The 17640-nt window shown below is 70.9% G+C and carries 14 protein-coding genes; 4 read left to right on the top strand and 10 right to left on the bottom strand.

Features of this window, described 5'->3' with window-relative positions:
- Positions 1-153 precede the first annotated feature (153 nt).
- The 7 genes from ACZ4YL_RS01695 to ACZ4YL_RS01665 all read right to left on the bottom strand — a co-directional run bounded on the left by ACZ4YL_RS01695 (position 154) and on the right by ACZ4YL_RS01665 (position 9472).
- On the bottom strand, positions 154-1359 hold the full coding sequence (locus ACZ4YL_RS01695; protein ID WP_189967951.1) for an acyl-CoA dehydrogenase family protein: 1206 nt from the start codon (positions 1357-1359) through the stop codon (positions 154-156).
- 2 nt (positions 1360-1361) lie between these two features.
- Entirely contained in the window at positions 1362-1874 is a 513-nt protein-coding gene (locus ACZ4YL_RS01690) for a MaoC family dehydratase (protein WP_030010163.1), read from the bottom strand.
- A 5-nt stretch (positions 1875-1879) separates the two neighbouring features.
- Complete coding sequence (locus tag ACZ4YL_RS01685) at positions 1880-2872, bottom strand: HpcH/HpaI aldolase/citrate lyase family protein (protein ID WP_468113227.1); 993 nt, start codon at positions 2870-2872, stop codon at positions 1880-1882.
- Positions 2869-4950 carry a protein meaA gene (locus tag ACZ4YL_RS01680; RefSeq protein ID WP_468113226.1) on the bottom strand — a complete coding sequence of 694 codons (2082 nt, stop codon included), beginning with the start codon at positions 4948-4950 and terminating at the stop codon, positions 2869-2871. The genes ACZ4YL_RS01685 and ACZ4YL_RS01680 overlap by 4 nt, the downstream gene beginning before the upstream one ends.
- A gap of 31 nt (positions 4951-4981) precedes the next feature.
- A complete protein-coding gene (gene ccrA / locus ACZ4YL_RS01675) occupies positions 4982-6319 on the bottom strand; it encodes a crotonyl-CoA carboxylase/reductase (RefSeq protein WP_468113225.1) in 1338 nt (445 codons plus the stop codon).
- A 377-nt stretch (positions 6320-6696) separates the two neighbouring features.
- Positions 6697-7509, bottom strand: a complete 813-nt coding sequence (locus ACZ4YL_RS01670) for a TetR family transcriptional regulator (RefSeq protein WP_301364974.1) — start codon at positions 7507-7509, stop codon at positions 6697-6699.
- Between the two features lie 163 nt (positions 7510-7672).
- On the bottom strand, positions 7673-9472 hold the full coding sequence (locus tag ACZ4YL_RS01665) for a 3-hydroxyacyl-CoA dehydrogenase family protein (protein WP_468113224.1): 1800 nt from the start codon (positions 9470-9472) through the stop codon (positions 7673-7675).
- Positions 9473-9866: 394 nt separating this feature from the next.
- Here ACZ4YL_RS01665 and ACZ4YL_RS01660 point away from each other — a divergent pair, with 394 nt between their 5' ends.
- Positions 9867-10421 (top strand): HEAT repeat domain-containing protein, encoded by a 555-nt coding sequence (locus ACZ4YL_RS01660; RefSeq protein ID WP_468113223.1) that lies wholly within the window; start codon positions 9867-9869, stop codon positions 10419-10421.
- A gap of 10 nt (positions 10422-10431) precedes the next feature.
- Here ACZ4YL_RS01660 and ACZ4YL_RS01655 read toward each other — a convergent pair whose 3' ends face one another.
- The 3 genes from ACZ4YL_RS01655 to ACZ4YL_RS01645 form a co-directional block, all read right to left on the bottom strand.
- Positions 10432-10851, bottom strand: coding sequence for a RidA family protein (locus tag ACZ4YL_RS01655; RefSeq protein ID WP_468113222.1), 420 nt, complete (start codon positions 10849-10851; stop codon positions 10432-10434).
- Between the two features lie 62 nt (positions 10852-10913).
- Positions 10914-12506 (bottom strand): alpha/beta hydrolase, encoded by a 1593-nt coding sequence (locus ACZ4YL_RS01650; protein ID WP_468113221.1) that lies wholly within the window; start codon positions 12504-12506, stop codon positions 10914-10916.
- A gap of 112 nt (positions 12507-12618) precedes the next feature.
- A complete protein-coding gene (locus ACZ4YL_RS01645) occupies positions 12619-13650 on the bottom strand; it encodes an Rv2578c family radical SAM protein (RefSeq protein WP_468113220.1) in 1032 nt (343 codons plus the stop codon).
- A 1033-nt stretch (positions 13651-14683) separates the two neighbouring features.
- On the opposite strand from ACZ4YL_RS01645, the gene ACZ4YL_RS01640 reads away from it, so the two are divergent.
- The 3 genes from ACZ4YL_RS01640 to ACZ4YL_RS01630 all read left to right on the top strand — a co-directional run bounded on the left by ACZ4YL_RS01640 (position 14684) and on the right by ACZ4YL_RS01630 (position 17630).
- Positions 14684-15127, top strand: a complete 444-nt coding sequence (locus ACZ4YL_RS01640) for an SRPBCC family protein (protein WP_468113219.1) — start codon at positions 14684-14686, stop codon at positions 15125-15127.
- A gap of 240 nt (positions 15128-15367) precedes the next feature.
- Entirely contained in the window at positions 15368-16201 is an 834-nt protein-coding gene (locus ACZ4YL_RS01635) for a M55 family metallopeptidase (RefSeq protein ID WP_468113218.1), read from the top strand.
- Position 16202: 1 nt separating this feature from the next.
- Complete coding sequence (locus ACZ4YL_RS01630) at positions 16203-17630, top strand: M20/M25/M40 family metallo-hydrolase (RefSeq protein ID WP_468113217.1); 1428 nt, start codon at positions 16203-16205, stop codon at positions 17628-17630.
- The last annotated feature ends 10 nt before the right edge of the window (positions 17631-17640 follow it).

Below are 17640 nucleotides of genomic sequence, written 5' to 3'. Positions count from 1 at the left end.
TAAACGGGGGGACGGGACGGCGGCTTTACTGGAATGCTATCGGTTGCGCGCAACAACTGGGCAAGCCAGAAGCCGAGTCGATGACGGTCAGCCAGTCACTGCCAGTGATCCTTTCGCAACGAACCCATGGATGATTCGCTGCAAAAGGGACTTTCAGCCCTGAAGCCGGTACTCCTCGAGCAGGCGTCGCCCGATGATCATTTTCTGGATCTCGGCGGTACCTTCACCGATCAGCAGCATCGGAGCCTCCCGGTAGAGACGCTCGATCTCGTACTCCTTCGAGAATCCGTATCCACCGTGGATACGGAAGGCGTCCTCGACGACCTCCTTGCAGTACTCGGAGGCGAGGTACTTCGCCATCCCTGCTTCGAGGTCGTTTCGTTCCCCAGAGTCCTTTTTGCGTGCTGCATTCACCATCATCGCATGGGCGGCTTCGACCTTGGTAGCCATCTCGGCCAGCTTGAACTGAATCGCCTGGTGCTCGGCGATCGGCTTGCCGAAAGTGTGACGTTGCTGGGCATAGGAGACACCCAGTTCGAAAGCACGCTGAGCGACGCCGCAGCCACGCGCCGCCACGTTGACGCGGCCGACCTCGACCCCGTCCATCATTTGGTAAAACCCTCGGCCCGTCTGACCGCCGAGTACCCGATTGGCCGGAATGCGCAGTCCGTCCATGATGAGCTCGGTCGTGTCGACGCCCTTGTAGCCCATCTTGTCGATCTTGCCGGGGATGGTCAGGCCGGGACGGACCTCACCGAAGCCGGGCTCCTTCTCGACGAGGAAGGTCGTCATCGACTTGTGGGGCGCGGTGCCCTCGGGGTGTCCTTCGTCACTCCGGACGAGAACGGCCACCAGGGTGGAGCTGCCGCCGTTCGTCAGCCACATCTTCTGGCCGTTCAGGACGTACTCGTCGCCGTCCTTCACCGCCTTGGAGGAGATGGCCGACACGTCGGAGCCCAGCGCCGGCTCGGACATCGAGAACGCGCCGCGCACCTCGCCCAGGGCCATGCGCGGGAGGAAGTGGTCCTTCTGCTCCTGCGTGCCGTGCTGCTTGAGCATGTACGCCACGATGAAGTGGGTGTTGATGATGCCCGAGACGGACATCCAGCCACGGGCGATCTCCTCGACGCACAGGGCGTAGGTGAGGAGCGACTCACCCAGGCCGCCGTACTCCTCCGGGATCATCAGGCCGAAGAGGCCGAGTTCCTTGAGGCCGTCGACGATCTGCTGCGGGTACTCGTCACGGTGTTCGAGCTCGGTCGCGACCGGGATGATCTCCTTGTCGACGAACTCCCGGACGGTCTTGAGGATCTCCCGCTGGACGTCGGTCAGCCCGGCGGTCTGGGCGAGTCGGGCCATGGCTACTTCCCCTGTTCCTTCAGCGTGGGGCGGCCGGGCTGCTCGCCGCCGCGCTCCTTGATGTACGTCTCGGTCGGGACCATCACCTTGCGCCGGAAGACGCAGACGAGGGTGCCGTCCTGCTTGTAGCCCTTGGTCTCCACGTAGACGATGCCGCGGTCGTTCTTCGACTTCGACGGGGTCTTGTCGAGGACCGTGGTCTCGCCGTAGATCGTGTCGCCGTGGAAGGTCGGCGCCACGTGCCGCAGGGACTCGATCTCCAGGTTGGCGATGGCCTTCCCGGAGACGTCCGGCACGGACATGCCGAGCAGCAGGGAGTAGATGTAGTTGCCCACGACCACGTTCTTGCCGAAGTCGGTGGTGTTCTCGGCGTAATTGCTGTCCATGTGGAGCGGGTGGTGATTCATGGTCAGCAGACAGAAGAGGTGGTCGTCGTACTCGGTGACGGTCTTTCCGGGCCAGTGCTTGTAGACCGCCCCGACCTCGAACTCTTCGTACGTGCGTCCGAACTGCATCGGGATCAGGCCTCCGCCGTCTTCTCGGTCGAGGGGTGTTCGAACTTGCTGGTGCGCTGCATGCCCGCGGCGCGGCCCTTGCCCGCGATGACCAGGGCCATCTTGCGGCTGGCCTCGTCGATCATCTCGTCGCCGAGCATTGCGGAGCCCTTCTTGCCGCCGGCCTCCGAGGTGCACCAGTCGTACGCGTCGAGGATCAGCTCGGCGTGGTCGTAGTCCTCCTGCGAGGGGGAGAAGACCTCGTTGGCCGCGTCGACCTGACCCGGGTGCAGCACCCACTTGCCGTCGAAGCCCAGCGCGGCGGCCCGGCCCGCCACCTCGCGGTAGGCGTCCACGTCGCGGATCTGCAGGAAGGGACCGTCGATCGCCTGGAGGTTGTGCATGCGGGCCGCCATCAGGATCCGCATCAGGATGTAGTGGTAGGCGTCCGCGCCGTAGCCGGGCGGCTGCATGCCCACGACCAGGGACTTCATGTTGATCGAGGCCATGAAGTCGGCCGGGCCGAAGATGATGGTCTCCAGCCGCGGCGAGGCGGCGGCGATCTCGTCGACGTTCACCAGGCCCTTGGCGTTCTCGATCTGCGCCTCGATGCCGATCTTGCCGACCTCGAAGCCCATGGTCTTCTCGATCTGGGTCAGCAGGAGGTCGAGCGCCACGACCTGCTGGGCGTCCTGGACCTTCGGCAGCATGATGCAGTCGAGGTTCTGGCCCGCGCCCTCGACCACCGTGACGACGTCGCGGTACGTCCAGTGCGTGGTCCAGTCGTTGACGCGCACGACGCGGGTCTTGCCGGTCCAGTCGCCGTTGTTCAGCGCGTCCACGATCGTGTGGCGGGCGCCTTCCTTGGCGAGCGGCGCGCAGGCGTCCTCCAGGTCCAGGAAGACCTGGTCGGCCGGCAGGCCCTGGGCCTTCTCCAGGAACCGCGGGTTCGAGCCGGGCACCGCGAGGCAGGAGCGACGCGGGCGAAGGCGGTTCACCGGGTGGACTGGCGTGGTCATGCGGGGACCTCCGTGCTTGCAACGAATTCGTTGTCGATGTCGAGGGGGGCGAGCTTGTTTGCCTTGCGGATCTCGTCGACGATACGGCCGATGATCTCCGTGATGCCGAAGTCCTTGGGCGTGAAGACCGCGGCGACACCTGCGGCCTTCAGGGTCACGGCGTCGGCGTTGGGAATGATGCCCCCGACGATGACGGGGATGTCACCCGCCCCCGCCAGTCGCAGCCGTTCCAGGACGTCCGGGACCAGAGCGCTGTGCGAGCCGGACAGGATGGACAGTCCCACGCAGTGCACGTCCTCGGCCAGCGCCGCGGAGGAGATCTCCTCCGGCGTCAGCCTGATGCCCTGGTAGACCACCTCGAAGCCGGCGTCACGGGCCCGGACGGCGATCTGCTCGGCGCCGTTGGAGTGCCCGTCCAGGCCGGGCTTGCCGACCAGCAGGCGCAGCCGGCCCGAGCCGAGCTCGTCGGCCGTACGGGACACCTTCTCGCGGACCTCGTGCATCGGCGTACCGGGCTCGGCGGTGACCGCGACCGGGGCCGAGGAGACTCCGGTGGGGGCGCGGAACTCGCCGAACACCTCGCGCAGGGCGCCGGCCCACTCGCCGGTGGTGACACCGGCGCGGGCGCACTCCAGCGTGGCTTCCATCAGGTTCTCGGTGCCCGCCGCGGCCTCCTTGAGGCGCTCCAGCGCCTGCTGGGTGGTGGGGAAGACGAACGGGTCGCCGTTCCCCTGGCGGTCCGAGGACTCCTGCCGCTCGGCGCGCCAGCGGCCGATGCGCTCGACGGTCAGCGCCTCCACGGCGCCGTCGACCGTCATGATGGCGCCGTCCAGGTCGGCCGTGAGCGGGTTCTCCTCGGTCTGCTGGAAGCAGTTGACACCGACGATCTTGTCCTCGCCGGCCTCGATCCGCGCCCGCCGTTCGGCGTGCGAGGAGACCAGCTGAGACTTGAGGTACCCGGACTCGACGGCCGCCATGGCGCCGCCCATCTCCTGGATCCGGTCGATCTCGGCCAGGCAGTCGGCGACCAGGGAGTCGACTTTGGCCTCGATGACGTGGGATCCGGCGAAGATGTCGTCGTACTCCAGCAGGTCGCTCTCGAGCGCCAGGACCTGCTGGATGCGCAGCGACCACTGCTGGTCCCAGGGCCGGGGCAGACCCAGCGCCTCGTTCCAGGCGGGCAGCTGCACGGCGCGGGCGCGGGCGTCCTTGGAGAGGGTGACCGCGAGCATCTCCAGCACGATGCGCTGGACGTTGTTCTCCGGCTGGGCCTCGGTCAGCCCCAGGGAGTTGACCTGGACGCCGTAACGGAAGCGACGCTGCTTCGCGTTCTCGATGCCGTAGCGCTCGTGGGTGACCTTGTCCCAGATGCGGCCGAAGGCGCGCATCTTGCACATCTCCTCGATGAAGCGGACGCCCGCGTTCACGAAGAAGGAGATCCGGGCGACGACCTCGCCGAAGCGCTCCTGGGGCACCTGGCCCGAGTCGCGCACCGAGTCGAGGACCGCGATCGCCGTGGACATCGCGTACGAGATCTCCTGGACCGGGGTGGCCCCGGCCTCCTGGAGGTGGTACGAGCAGATGTTGATCGGGTTCCACTTGGGGATGTGGTTGACCGTGTACGCGATCATGTCCGTCGTCAGCCGCAGGGACGGCCCCGGCGGGAAGACGTGCGTCCCGCGCGAGAGGTACTCCTTGACGATGTCGTTCTGGGTGGTGCCCTGGAGCTGGGCGATGTCCGCGCCCTGCTCCTCGGCGGCCACCTGGTAGAGCGCCAGCAGCCACATGGCCGTGGCGTTGATCGTCATCGAGGTGTTCATCTGCTCCAGGGGTATGTCCTGGAACAGCCGCCGCATGTCGCCCAGATGGGAGACCGGGACCCCGACCCGGCCCACCTCGCCGCGGGCGAGGATGTGGTCGGGGTCGTATCCGGTCTGGGTCGGCAGGTCGAAGGCGACCGACAGACCCGTCTGGCCCTTGGCGAGGTTGCGGCGGTACAGCTCGTTGGACGCCTCGGCCGTGGAGTGGCCGGCGTACGTCCGCATGAGCCACGGACGGTCCTTCTGGCGCTCTGTCATCTCAGGCTGTCCCTTAGGCCTTTGAACGGTCTCAGACGTTACGGAAGCGGTTGATCGCGTCGAGGTGCGTCGCACGCAGCTCGTGGTCGCGCACGCCCAGGCCCTCCTCGGGGGCCAGCGCGAGGACGCCGACCTTGCCCTGGTGGAGGTTGCGGTGGACGTCGTAGGCGGCCTGTCCGGTGTCCTCCAGGGAGTAGACCTTCGACAGGGTGGGGTGGATCTTGCCCTTGGCGACCAGGCGGTTCGCCTCCCATGCCTCGCGGTAGTTCGCGAAGTGCGAGCCGACGATCTTCTTGAGGGACATCCACAGGTAGCGGTTGTCGTACTCGTGGTTGTAGCCGGAGGTCGAGGCGCAGGTGACGATCGTGCCGCCCTTGCGGGTGACGTAGACGCTCGCGCCGAAGGTCTCGCGGCCCGGGTGCTCGAAGACGATGTCCACGTCCTCGCCGCCGGTCAGCTCGCGGATGCGCTTGCCGAAGCGCTTCCACTCCTTCGGGTCCTGGGTGTGCTCGTCCTTCCAGAACTTGTAGCCCTCGGCGTTGCGGTCGATGACCGCCTCGGCGCCCATGGCCCGGCAGATGTCCGCCTTCTCGGGGCTGGAGACCACACAGATCGGGTTGGCACCGCCGGCGAGCGCGAACTGGGTCGCGTACGAGCCGAGGCCGCCGCTGGCGCCCCAGATCAGGACGTTGTCGCCCTGCTTCATGCCGGCGCCGTTGCGGGAGACCAGCTGGCGGTAGGCGGTGGAGTTGACCAGACCGGGGGAGGCGGCCTCCTCCCAGCTCAGGTGGCCGGGCTTCGGCATCAGCTGGTTGGACTTGACGAGGGCGATCTCGGCCAGGCCGCCGAAGTTGGTCTCGAAGCCCCAGATGCGCTGCTCGGGGTCGAGCATCGTGTCGTTGTGGCCGTCCGAGGACTCCAGCTCGACCGAGAGGCAGTGGGCGACGACCTCGTCGCCCGGCTTCCAGGCGTTGACGCCCGGGCCGGTGCGCAGCACGACGCCCGCGAGGTCGGAGCCGATGATGTGGTACGGCAGGTCGTGGCGCTTGGTCAGCTCCGACAGGCGCCCGTAGCGCTCCAGGAAGCTGAAGGTGGACACCGGCTCGAAGATCGAGGTCCACACGGAGTTGTAGTTGACCGAGGAGGCCATGACGGCGACCAGGGCCTCGCCCGGGCCCAGCTCCGGCACCGGGACGTTGTCCAGGTGAAGGGACTTGCGCGGGTCCTTCTCGCGTGTCGTCAGCCCCGCGAACATCTCCGCCTCGTCCTTGTGCACGGTGATCGCGCGGTACGAGTCGGGCAGCGGCAGGGCCGCGAAGTCTGCGGCGGTGGCGGACTGCGACTGAATCGCGTCCAGGATGTCCTTCACGGTAGAGCCTCCGGCTAGCGCTGATGAGGGTGCGCTGAGGGGAACGGGGGTGCGTGGTGCAGGTGTGCCGTCGGTCCGGCTGGTGCGGTGCTGCTGGGCGACGCCCGTGGTGAGGCGTGCGGTGCCTGGTGACGCAGGCGATCCGGGGCGCGTTCCGTGCCGTGTGGGCGTGGGTCGCGGGGACATCCGGACGTCTTCAACGTATGGCACCCCGTGTCACCCGGCAAGGCACCGCGTGCCAAAACTTTCTCTCATTTGCCGATTGACCTGCACCGATGAGCGATGATCGATCAAAGTTACCCGCGAGTAGGGGCAAGCCGGACATACGAAAGCGGCCGCCCCCGGATCGGGAGCGGCCGCTGTGACGAGAGTGACTTCTACTTGGCGCGCAGGGCTTCTTCGATGGTCCGCATGACCTCGTCCAGCGGGGCATCCGTGCGGGCCACCGCCACCAGCACCTCGCCCTGCGTACGGACGGCAGCCGGCGCGGCCGGGGCCGTGCTCAGCGTGCGGCCCGCGCCGATGCCCGAACCGAAGGTCTTCCGGACGATCGAGAAGGCGTGGTCCAGCTGCGCCTCCACGTCCCCCTGGCCGCCCGCGCGCAGCCAGCGCCGCAGCACGTGGTTGTGGGCGGTCACCACCGCCGAGGCGGCCACCTCGGCCAGCAGCGGGTCGTCGTTGCCGTCGTGGTGGTCGTGCTCGTCGAAATGGGCCAGCAGGTAGCGGGTGAACAGCCGCTCGTACCGGGCCACCGAGGCGATCTCCCGTTCCCGCAGCGCCGGCACCTCGCGGGTCAGCCGGTAGCGCTCCACCGACACCGCCGGCGAGGCGGCGTACATCTTCATGACTTCCTTGATCCCGCGGCACACCGTGTCGAGCGGGTGCTCGTGCGCCGGGGCCACGTCCAGGACGGCCTCGGCGCGGGTCAGGGTGTCGTCGTGGTCCGGGAAGATCGCCTCTTCCTTGGACCGGAAGTGCCGGAAGAAGGTCCGCCGCGCCACCCCGGCGGTCGCGGCGATCTCGTCGACCGTCGTCGCCTCATACCCCTTGGTCGCGAAGAGCTCCATGGCCGCGGCGGCGAGCTCGCGGCGCATCTTGAGCCTTTGAGCGGCCGCCTTGGTGCCGGCCGGGCTCTCCGGGGTGTCGGAGGACGCGGCGGCGCGGGGCGAGGTCTTGGCGGGCTGGGACATAGAGCGAAAGTACTTCATTCGTGCAGGGGAGCGCGCCTGCGGGGGGTGGGAGAGGGGTGGATGCGGGGGAGAGCCCGCACTGGGCTCGTGAGGGTTGGCCCGCCGTGAGGGTCCGGCGGGCCCGAGCAGCCCTCCCCACGCATCCGGCTCGTGGCCCGACGGATTACCGGCGGGCGGCGTACTCACGGAATCCGCGGCCGGTCTTCCGGCCCAGGCAGCCCGCCGCCACCAGGTGCTCCAGCAGCGGGGACGGGGCCAGGCCGGGGTCGCGGAACTCCTTGTGCAGGACCTTCTCGATGGCCAGCGAGACATCCAGGCCGACCACGTCGAGGAGCTCGAACGGGCCCATCGGGTAGCCGCCGCCCAGCTTCATCGCCGCGTCGATCTGGTCGATGTCGGCGTAGTGCTGCTCGACCATCTTGATCGCGTTGTTGAGGTACGGGAACAGCAGCGCGTTCACGATGAAGCCGGCCCGGTCGCCGCAGTCCACCGGGTGCTTGCGCACCTTGAGGCAGATCTCGCGGACCGTGGCGTGCACGTCGTCGGCGGTCAGGACGGTCCGGACCACCTCGACCAGCTTCATCGCCGGGGCCGGGTTGAAGAAGTGCATGCCGATCACGTCCTGCGGACGCGAGGTCACGCGGGCGACCGCGATCACCGGCAGCGAGGAGGTCGTGGTGGCCAGCACCGCACCCGGCTTGCAGACCTTGTCCAGCGCCGCGAACAGCTCCTGCTTGACCGCCAGGTCCTCGGCGACGGCCTCCACGGCCAGGTCCACCTCGGCGAAGGCGTCCAGCGAGCCGGCCGGGGTGATCCGGTCCAGGGTCTGGGCCGCACCCTCCTCGGTCAGGCGGCCCTTGGACACCGCACGGCCCAAGGACTTCCCGATCGCGGCCTTGGCGGCCTCGGCCTTCTCCTGGCTGCGGGCGGCGAGCACCACGCTGTAACCGGCCTGCGCGAAGACCTGGGCGATCCCGCTCGCCATGGTCCCCGAGCCGGCCACACCGACGGAGCTGACGGGACGGCCGCTGCCGACCAGGGACCCGTCGAGCGGGGTCTGCAGGTCGCGGACGATCACCGAGCTGCCCGGCGCCTCGTACGTGTAGAAGCCGCGGCCGGACTTCTGCCCGGTCAGGCCCGCCTCGGCCAGCTGGCCCAGGATCGGGGCCGGGGCGTGCAGGCGGTCGCCGGAGGAGGCGTACATGGCCTCCAGGACGGTACGGGCGGTGTCCACGCCGATCAGGTCGAGCAGCGCGAGCGGGCCCATGGGCAGCCCGCAGCCGAGCCGCATCGCCGCGTCGATGTCCTCGCGGGAGGCGTACCGCGCCTCGTACATGGCGGCGGCCTGGTTGAGGTAGCCGAAGAGCAGGCCGTCGGCGACGAAGCCGGGCCGGTCGCCGACCGGAACGGGCTCCTTGCCGAGCTCGCGGGCCAGTTCGGTGACCGCCTCGACGGCCGGCGGGGCGGTCAGGACGCAGGAGACGATCTCGACCAGCTTCATCGCCGGGGCCGGGTTGAAGAAGTGCAGGCCCAGCACGCGCTCGGGGCGCAGGGACTCGGCGGCCATGCGGGTCACCGACAGGGCGTTGGTGCCGGTGGCCAGGATGGCGTCGGGCCGCACGATCGCGTCGAGCTCGCGGAACACCTGCTGCTTGATCTCGTACGACTCGGGGACGACCTCGATGACCAGATCGGCCTCGGCGGCGGCCCCCAGGTCGGTGAAGGTGCGGAAGCGGGCGAGCACGTCGGCCCGCTCCTGCTCGGTGAGCCGCTCCCGGGCGACGGAGCGCGCGGTGGCGGCGGCGAGGGCGGTCGCGGCCCGGTGGGCGGCGGCCTCGCTGATGTCGATGCCGATGACCTCGCGGCCGGCCCGGGCGAGGACCTCGGCGATGCCGGTGCCCATCGTGCCGAGGCCGACGACGGCGATGGTCTGGAGGGTGGACTGACTGGACTGACGGTCCATCGAGGGACTCCAGTGGAAGAGGGTGACGACTGAGGGGCGCGCGGCGCACAGCGCGCGCGGATGCCGTACGGAAGAGCCGTGCGGTGAAGGACCCGGGGTGAGCGGGCCCGAGAAGAGGAGCCCGCGGGGAGCGAGTCCCTGGGGCGGAAACGGCGGAACCCTGTCCCGGGGTCACACCGTGAAGAAACGAACCGACCGGCACGAGGCGGCTGCGTCACCAGGCCGCCCTCGTACGTGTTGCAACGACAGTAACCCGCTGGTAACTGGTCCGCCAGGGCTGGGAGATGTGACCTGTACCGCCCAAATGTACCGATCATCGATCATCGATCAACCGACTGTCTCCGATGTCCCGAAACCCGGCACGGCGACCGCTGTGTCCCCCTAGGGTGGCCGGGTGAACGACGTGCTGGAGCGCCTGCGGGCGGAAGCGGGACCGTCACCCGAGTACGAAGTGCTGCTCGCGGCTGCCCCCGACGCCCTGGCCGCCTCCCTGACCTCGGCCGGCCTGCCCCTGTGGGCCCGCGAACTGGCCGCCTACCGGCTGGGCCTCGCCGGGGACCGCCGCGCCTTCGAATCCCTCGTCCTGCTCCTCAATCACCGCGACCCGGCGCGCTGCGCGGCCGCCGCCGAGGCGCTGGCCGTCCTGGACGACCCGCGCACCGCCCGCGCGGCGGCGGCCCTCGCCACCAACGGCCTGCGCACGGCCTACGCCCTGCAGCCCGTGCGGCTGCTCACCGCCCTGCGCGCCCCCGAGTCCGTACCGGCCCTGATGGCCACCCTGTCGCGGCTGCTGTCCCCGCACGACCCGTACTGGCGGGTGGCCCTCGCCTGCGTCGAGGGGCTCGGCGCCCTCGCCGACCCCCGCGCCCGCGAGGTCCTCACCCGGGCCCAGTCCCACCCCCGGCTGGCCGTGGCGGCGACGGCCGCGCTGCGCAACCTGGGCCGGTGACCGCGGCCCGCTATCCGGCGATGACCGCGAAGGCCTCTATCTCGACCAGGAGTTCGGGCCGGAACAGCGCCGAGACCTGCACCGCCGAGGAGGCCGGGAGGCGGTCGGCCGGGATCACCGCGTCGCGGGCCTCCCGCACCGCCGGGAGGTACGCCACGTCCGTGACGAAGTAGGTGAGCTTCACGACGTCGTCGAAGGTCGCCCCGGCCGCCGCCAGGCACCGGCGCAGGTTCTCGAACACCTGCCGGGCCTGGGCTGCCGGATCCCCCTCGCCCACGACCTCGCCCCGCTCGTCGAGCGCGCACTGTCCGGACACGGCGACGAAGTGCCCCGTGCCCTGGACGACGTGGCTGTAGTGGGGGCTCGGGGCGACTCCTTCCGGCGCGGCGATACGGGTGAGAGGGCTTCGGTGCGACGGTGTCGTGGTCATGGGCACGATCTTGCCCGCTTGCCCGCTTGCCCGCTTGCCCTCCGGCCCCGACCGGTGGGGCGTCAGCCCCGGAAGCCGAGCAGGCCGTGCAGGGCCGCGCCACCCGCGGAGGCGGGCACGGCGCGGGTGGCGGTGGTCGGCTTCGGGGCCGCCTGGGCGGGGCAGGTGGCGTCCGCGGCCTTGCCCGTCGTCAGATAGGCCGACACCTTCTCGTCCAGGCACTTGTTGCCGCTCAGGGCGATGCCGTGGTTGCCGCCGCCCTCCTCCACCACCAGGGCCGACCCCGACAGCTTCTCCCGCATGCTGAGCGCCCCCTCGAAGGGGGTCGCCGCGTCGTCCGTCGCCTGGAGCAGGAGAGCGGGCGGGAGATCCGCGTTGGTCACGTCCGGTGCCTGGAGCGGCTCGGTCGGCCAGAACGCGCACGGGGCGTTGTACCAGGCGTTGTTCCAGGTCATGAACGGAGCCTTGGCGTGGGTGCGCCACATGTCCGCGCGCCACTGGTTCCAGTCCTTCGGCCAGGCCGAGTCCCGGCACTGGACCGCCGTGTAGACGCTGTAGCCGTTGCCCGCGGAGGGCTCCACCGCGCCGAACCGCTCGTAGGCGGCCACCAGCGGCTTCGGGTCCTTGGCCACCGCGTACGCGGCGAAGGCCTCGGCCAGGTTCGGCCAGTAGCCGTTGAAGTACCCGCCCGGCATGAAGGTGTCCTCCAGCTCCGCCGGGCCCACCTTGCCTCCCGCCGGACTCTCGCGCAGCGCGTCGCGCATCGCGTACCAGGCCTCCTCGACCGCCGCCGGGTCGGTGCCCAGCTTGTAGGTGGCGTCGTACCGGGCCACCCAGGCCAGGAAGGCCTTGTGGCGGGCGTCGAAGGCGAGGTCCTGGGCGAGGTTGTCCTCGTACCAGACCCCGCCCGGGTCGACCACGGAGTCCAGGACGAGCCGGTGCACGCGGCCCGGGTGGAGCTTGGCGTACACCGCGCCCAGGTAGGTCCCGTACGAGTAGCCGAAGTAGCTGATCCGCTCCGCGCCGAGGGCGCCCCGCAGCGCCTCGATGTCCCGGGCGGCCGAGACGGTGTCGATGTACGGCAGCACGTCCGCGTGCTTGGCCCCGCAGGACTCGGCGAAGGAGCGCACCCGGTCCAGGTTGGCCTGCTCGGTGGCCTCGTCCATGGGGACGGAGTCCGGCCGGGCGGGCTTGAAGTGCCCGGCGGCGCAGTCCAGGGCGGGCTCGCTCTTGCCGACGCCCCGGGGGTCGAAGCCGATCACGTCGTACTGGGCGGCCACCTCCTTGGGCAGGGCGGAGGCGATGTAACCGGCCAGGCTGCGGCCGCTGCCGCCCGGGCCGCCGGGGTTGACCAGCAGCGGGCCCTGGGAGGTGGGGCCGGTGTGGGGGACCCGGGTCAGGGCGAGGGCGATCTGCCGGCCGTCCGGCCGTGCGTGGTCGAGGGGCACCTTGAGGGACGCGCACTGCAGCGTGGGGTACCGCGGGGTGGCGCAGCCGGTCCAGCGCAGTGCGGCCCGCGCCGGCGCCTGGGCGGCAGGATCGGCCGGGGCGGCGGGCGCGGCCGTGACCGGGCTCGCGAGGGCGGCGGCGACGGTGGCGGCAACGGTGGAGATCGACAGCAGGACAGCGGCGCGCTTCTTCAAGGGGTGGAGCATGGGGCCTCCCAGCCGAGGGTTCTGGGCGGAATCGTCCCGGAAACCACGCCTGGAAGGCGGGATTGGGCCGCCGATTGGCCCGATGTGATGACCGTTCAGGTCGCGCCGGCCGTCACAGGAGGCTGAGCTGCGTGGCTTCGGCGGGTGCGGAGCCGTCCCGACGCTCCGGTGCGACGATCTTGCGGGCCTCGCCCCGCCGGGCCGGGCCGATGCCGAATTCGGCCGCCAGTTCGTGGACTTGGCGGGTGATCCGGCGCTGGTACCAGGTGGGCGCGTACGACCCGCCCGCGTACATCCGCTCGTACCGGGGGACCAGGTGGGGGTGGTGGGTGCCCAGCCAGGCCGTGAACCACTCGCGCGCCCCGGGCCGCAGATGGAGTACCAGGGGTGTCACGGAGGTCGCGCCGGCCTCGGCCACGGCCCGTACGGTCGCCCGCAGCTGCTCCGGGGAGTCCCCGAGGAAGGGGATCACCGGGGCCATCAGCACCCCGCACTCGATCCCGGCATCGGTGAGCGTCTGTACGGCGCCCAGCCGGGCGGCGGGCGAGGGGGTGCCCGGCTCGACGGTCCGCCAGAGCCCCGTGTCGGTGAAGCCGACCGAGACCGAGATGCCGACCTCGGTGACCTCGGCGGCCTCCCGCAGCAGGGGGAGGTCGCGCAGGATCAGCGTGCCCTTGGTGAGGATCGAGAAGGGGTTGGCGCGGTCGCGCAGGGCCTCGATGATCCCGGGCATCAGCCGGTAGCGGCCCTCGGCGCGCTGGTAGCAGTCGACGTTGGTGCCCATGGCGATGTGCGCGCCGGTCCAGCGGGGAGAGGTGAGCTCGCGGCGCAGCAGTTCGGGGGCGTTGGTCTTGACGACGATCTGCGAGTCGAAGCCGATGCCGGTGTCGAGGTCGAGGTAGCTGTGCGTCTTGCGGGCGAAGCAGTACACGCAGGCGTGGCTGCAACCTCTGTAGGGGTTCACGGTCCATTCGAACGGCATGCGCGAGGCGCCGGGCACCCGGTTGACGATCGACCGGGCGCGCACCTCGTGGAAGGTGATCCCCCGGAACTCGGGGGTGTCGATGGTGCGGGTCACGACGGCGTCGGCCCCGAACAGCGCGGCCGGCCCCGCGGACCCCTCGGCCAGGTTCTCCCAGCGCATGAGCGCCTCCCTCGGTAGCTCTGGCGCCCGAGAATAGAACAAATGTTCCCATGATCGTGCGGGCCGGGATATTCGCTGGTCGAAGCGGTGGCAGCCGCGTGAGGCTGCGCCCCATGGCGGGATACAGGCTCACGGTGTGCCTTCCGGGCGGGGCTCGGGACCGGCTGGAGGAAGCGGTCGGCGAGGCGCTGGCGCCCTTCTGGGTCCTCAGGGACGGCGACATCTCCGTCGACCTGCGGATCTGGGACGGCTGGCGGATACGCGGAGGCGCGGAGGCGCGGAGGCGCGGAGCGGACCGGGTACCGGATCCGGCCGGGTCACGAGGAGGATCCCCGGCTCATCCACGACCACCCGCGCTGGGACGGCACCCGCGAGGACAGCCTGCCCGGCTGGTGCGCGGGCGGCCCGCGCGGGCTGCTGGAGGTGACCGAGCCCTGGGAGCGGGCGGCCGGGCTCGCGCGCATCGTCTGGGACGGCTGGCGGGGGTGGCCCGGGCGCACCCGCCCTCCCGGCCGTGGGCCGACTTCCGCCCCGAGCGGCGGCCGGACGCGACCTACTCCGACGACGCCGCGCTGCGCGCGGCGGCCTACAAGCAGTACCTCGCACAGACCCCGCCGGCGCCTTCCGGGACTGGGCCTCCGGGCTGCGCCTCGACCCCGAGGCGGAGAAGCTGCGCCCCGTGCTCCTCGACTTCTTCTTCGACCCCCTGGGGTCGATCGGTGAGTGCACCTGAGAGGAGTTCGCCTGCCGTGGTGCGGGCTGGCTCGAAGGGGCCACCAACCTCCTCACCCTTGACGGCTGGTGGTGGGAGGACGGCGAGCCTCCGCTGCACGGTGCCTGCGACGACCCCGAGACCTGCCCGCACGCCCCGCCGGGGGCGGGCCGGGGCGCCCCGGGCGCGTACCTGGCCCGGCTGCCCGCCGACACCCTGCTCGTGTCCGTCCGCTGCCACGTCTGACCCGGATTTGGGCCACCGCCCCGGAGGTGGTTGGCTTCGCCGTGACGAGCGGACACAACTGCTGGAGGAACAGCTATGGCGCAGGTCGAGGCCACCACGGAGCGGATCATCGCGGCTGACGCGGAGACGGTGTTCGACGCGCTGGCGGACTACACCGGGACCCGCGAGAAGCTGCTGCCCGGGCACTTCAGCGAGTACGAGGTGCGCGAGGGCGGCGACGGCGAGGGCACCCTGGTGCACTGGAAGCTCCAGGCCACCAGCAAGCGCGTACGCGACTGCCTGCTGGAGGTCAGCGAGCCCACCGACGGCGAACTGGTGGAGAAGGACCGCAACTCCTCCATGGTCACCACCTGGCGGGTCACCCCGGCCGGTGAGGGCAAGTCCAAGGCCGTGGTCACCACCGTCTGGAACGGCGCCGGCGGCATCGGCGGCTTCTTCGAGCGCACCTTCGCGCCCAAGGGCCTCGGCCGGATCTACGACTCCGTGCTGGAGAACCTGGCCACCGAAGTGGAGCGCTGAGCAACGGCGTTGACGGTGAGGCCGGGACAGCGGCCTCACCGGATCGGGTGAACCGGGCGGGTCCGCGGGCCGCAGCCCTCGGGCCGACAGCCGACGGCCGGGGCCGAGGGGCCGCGCGCCGACGGGCCGCGTGCCGAGGGTCACCCGCCGCGCGCCGCGCCGGGGCGTGAGCCCCACGGCCACCGGGGGCCCCGGCGGCTAGGGTGGCACCCTGAGCGCAACCGACCGCCCGGGGGCCCGATGAAGATCCTCATCTCCGCCGACATGGAAGGCGCCACCGGCGTCACCTGGCCCGCGGACGTGCTGCCCGGAACCCCGCAGTGGGAACGCTGCCGCGCGATGTTCACCTCCGACGTCAACGCCGCCGTACTCGGCTTCTACGACGGCGGAGCCGACCAGGTCCTCGTCAACGAGGCGCACTGGACCATGCGCAACCTGCTCCTGGAGAAGCTCGACGCCCGCGCCGAGATGATCACCGGCCGCCACAAGACCCTCTCCATGGTCGAGGGCGTCCAGCACGGCGACGTCGACGGCATCGCCTTCGTCGGCTACCACACCGGAGCAGGCTCCGAGGGGGTCCTCGCCCACACCTACCTCGCCAACTCCATCACCGGAGTCTGGGTCAACGGGACGCGCGCCAGCGAGGGGCTGCTCAACGCACACGTCGTCGCCGAGTACGGGGTCCCCGTCGTCCTGGTCACCGGCGACGACCTCACCTGCGTCGACGCCGCCGGATACGCCCCCGGAGCCGCGACCGTCGCCGTCAAGGACCACGTCTCGCGCTACGCCGCCGTGTGCCGCACCCCGGCCCGTACCGCCGCCGACATCCGGGCCGCGGCCAAGGAGGCCACCGCCCTCGCCGTGCGCCACGATCCGGTCCGCGGCGGCCCCTTCACCGTGGAGCTGGAGTTCGACGCCGCGCACCTGGCCATGTCCGCGACGGTGGTCCCCGGCGTGGAGCGGTCCGGGGAGCGCAAGGTCGCGTACACCAGCGAAACCATGTACGAGGGGATCCGGGCCTTCAAAGCGGTCACGACGGTCGTCTCGGCGGCCGTGGAGGAGCAGTATGGCTGACATGTGCGCAATCAACGCCGAGATCCCCGCGGGCGCGGGCGCCGGCGCCGTCGACACCGCGGACCCGGTGGACACCGTGCGCGGGGCGGACCCGGCGGGCGCGGTGGGCGTCGTGGACGAGGCGGCTCTCGACGAGGCCGTCGAGTTCACCTCCGGCCTCATCCGGATCGACACCACCAACCGGGGCGGCGGCGACTGCCGCGAGCGCCCCGCCGCCGAGTACGTCGCCGAGCGGCTCGCCGCCGCCGGCCTGGAGCCGCTCCTGCTGGAGCGCACCCTCGGCCGCACCAACGTGGTCGCCCGGATCGAGGGCACCGACCCCTTCGCCGAGGCCCTCCTCGTCCACGGCCACCTCGACGTGGTCCCGGCCGAGGCCGCCGACTGGAGCGTGGACCCCTTCTCCGGCGAGGTGCGGGACGGCGTGGTCTGGGGGCGCGGCGCCGTCGACATGAAGAACATGGACGCGATGGTGCTGGCCGTCGTACGGGCCTGGGCTCGCGCGGGAGTCAAGCCGCGCCGGGACATCGTGCTCGCCTACACCGCCGACGAGGAGGACAGCGCGGTCGACGGCTCCGGTTTCCTCGCCGACCGCCACCCGCACCTCTTCGAAGGCTGCACCGAGGGCATCAGCGAATCCGGGGCCTTCACCGTGCACGGCGGCCCCGGCGGCCGCGCCCTCTACCCGGTCGCGGCGGGGGAGCGGGGCACCGCCTGGCTGAAGCTGACCGCGCACGGCACCGCCGGCCACGGCTCCAAGCCCAACAGGGCCAACGCCGTCAGCCGGCTCGCCGCCGCCGTCGCGCGGATCGGCGAGTACGAGTGGCCGGTCCGGCTCACCGACACCGTCACCGCCTGCATCACCGAACTCGCCTCCCTGCAGGGCCTGTCGGTGGACCCGCGGCGGCCGGGCCTCGACGTCGACGAGCTCCTCGACGCACTCGGACCGGCCGGCGCCCTGGTCCGCGCCACCGTGCGCAACAGTGCCAACCCGACCATGCTCAGCGCCGGTTACAAGCTCAACGTGATCCCCGAGCACGCCACCGCCTACGTCGACGGCCGGACCGTGCCCGGCGGCGAGGCCGAGTTCGCCGCCACCCTCGACGCCCTCACCGGCCCCGACGTGCGGTGGGAGTTCCACCACCGGGAGGTCGCCCTCCAGGCCCCCGTGGACGGCCGGACGTTCGGGATCCTGCGCGAGTCGGTCGAGCGGTTCGACCCGGCCGGGCATGTGATCCCCTTCTGCATGGCGGGCGGCACCGACGCCAAGCAGTTCTCCCGCCTCGGCATCACCGGCTACGGCTTCTCCCCGCTGAAGCTGCCGCCCGGCTTCGACTACTGGGCCCTCTTCCACGGCGTGGACGAGCGGGTGCCCGTCGAGGCCCTGCACTTCGGCGTCCGCGTCCTCGACCGCGCGCTGCGGACCCTGTGAACGGGGCCCG

This window comes from Streptomyces sp. NPDC030021 (assembly GCF_055574035.1).
Note: the sequence above shows the minus strand (reverse complement) of the source record. Positions and strands in the feature narration are given on the sequence as shown.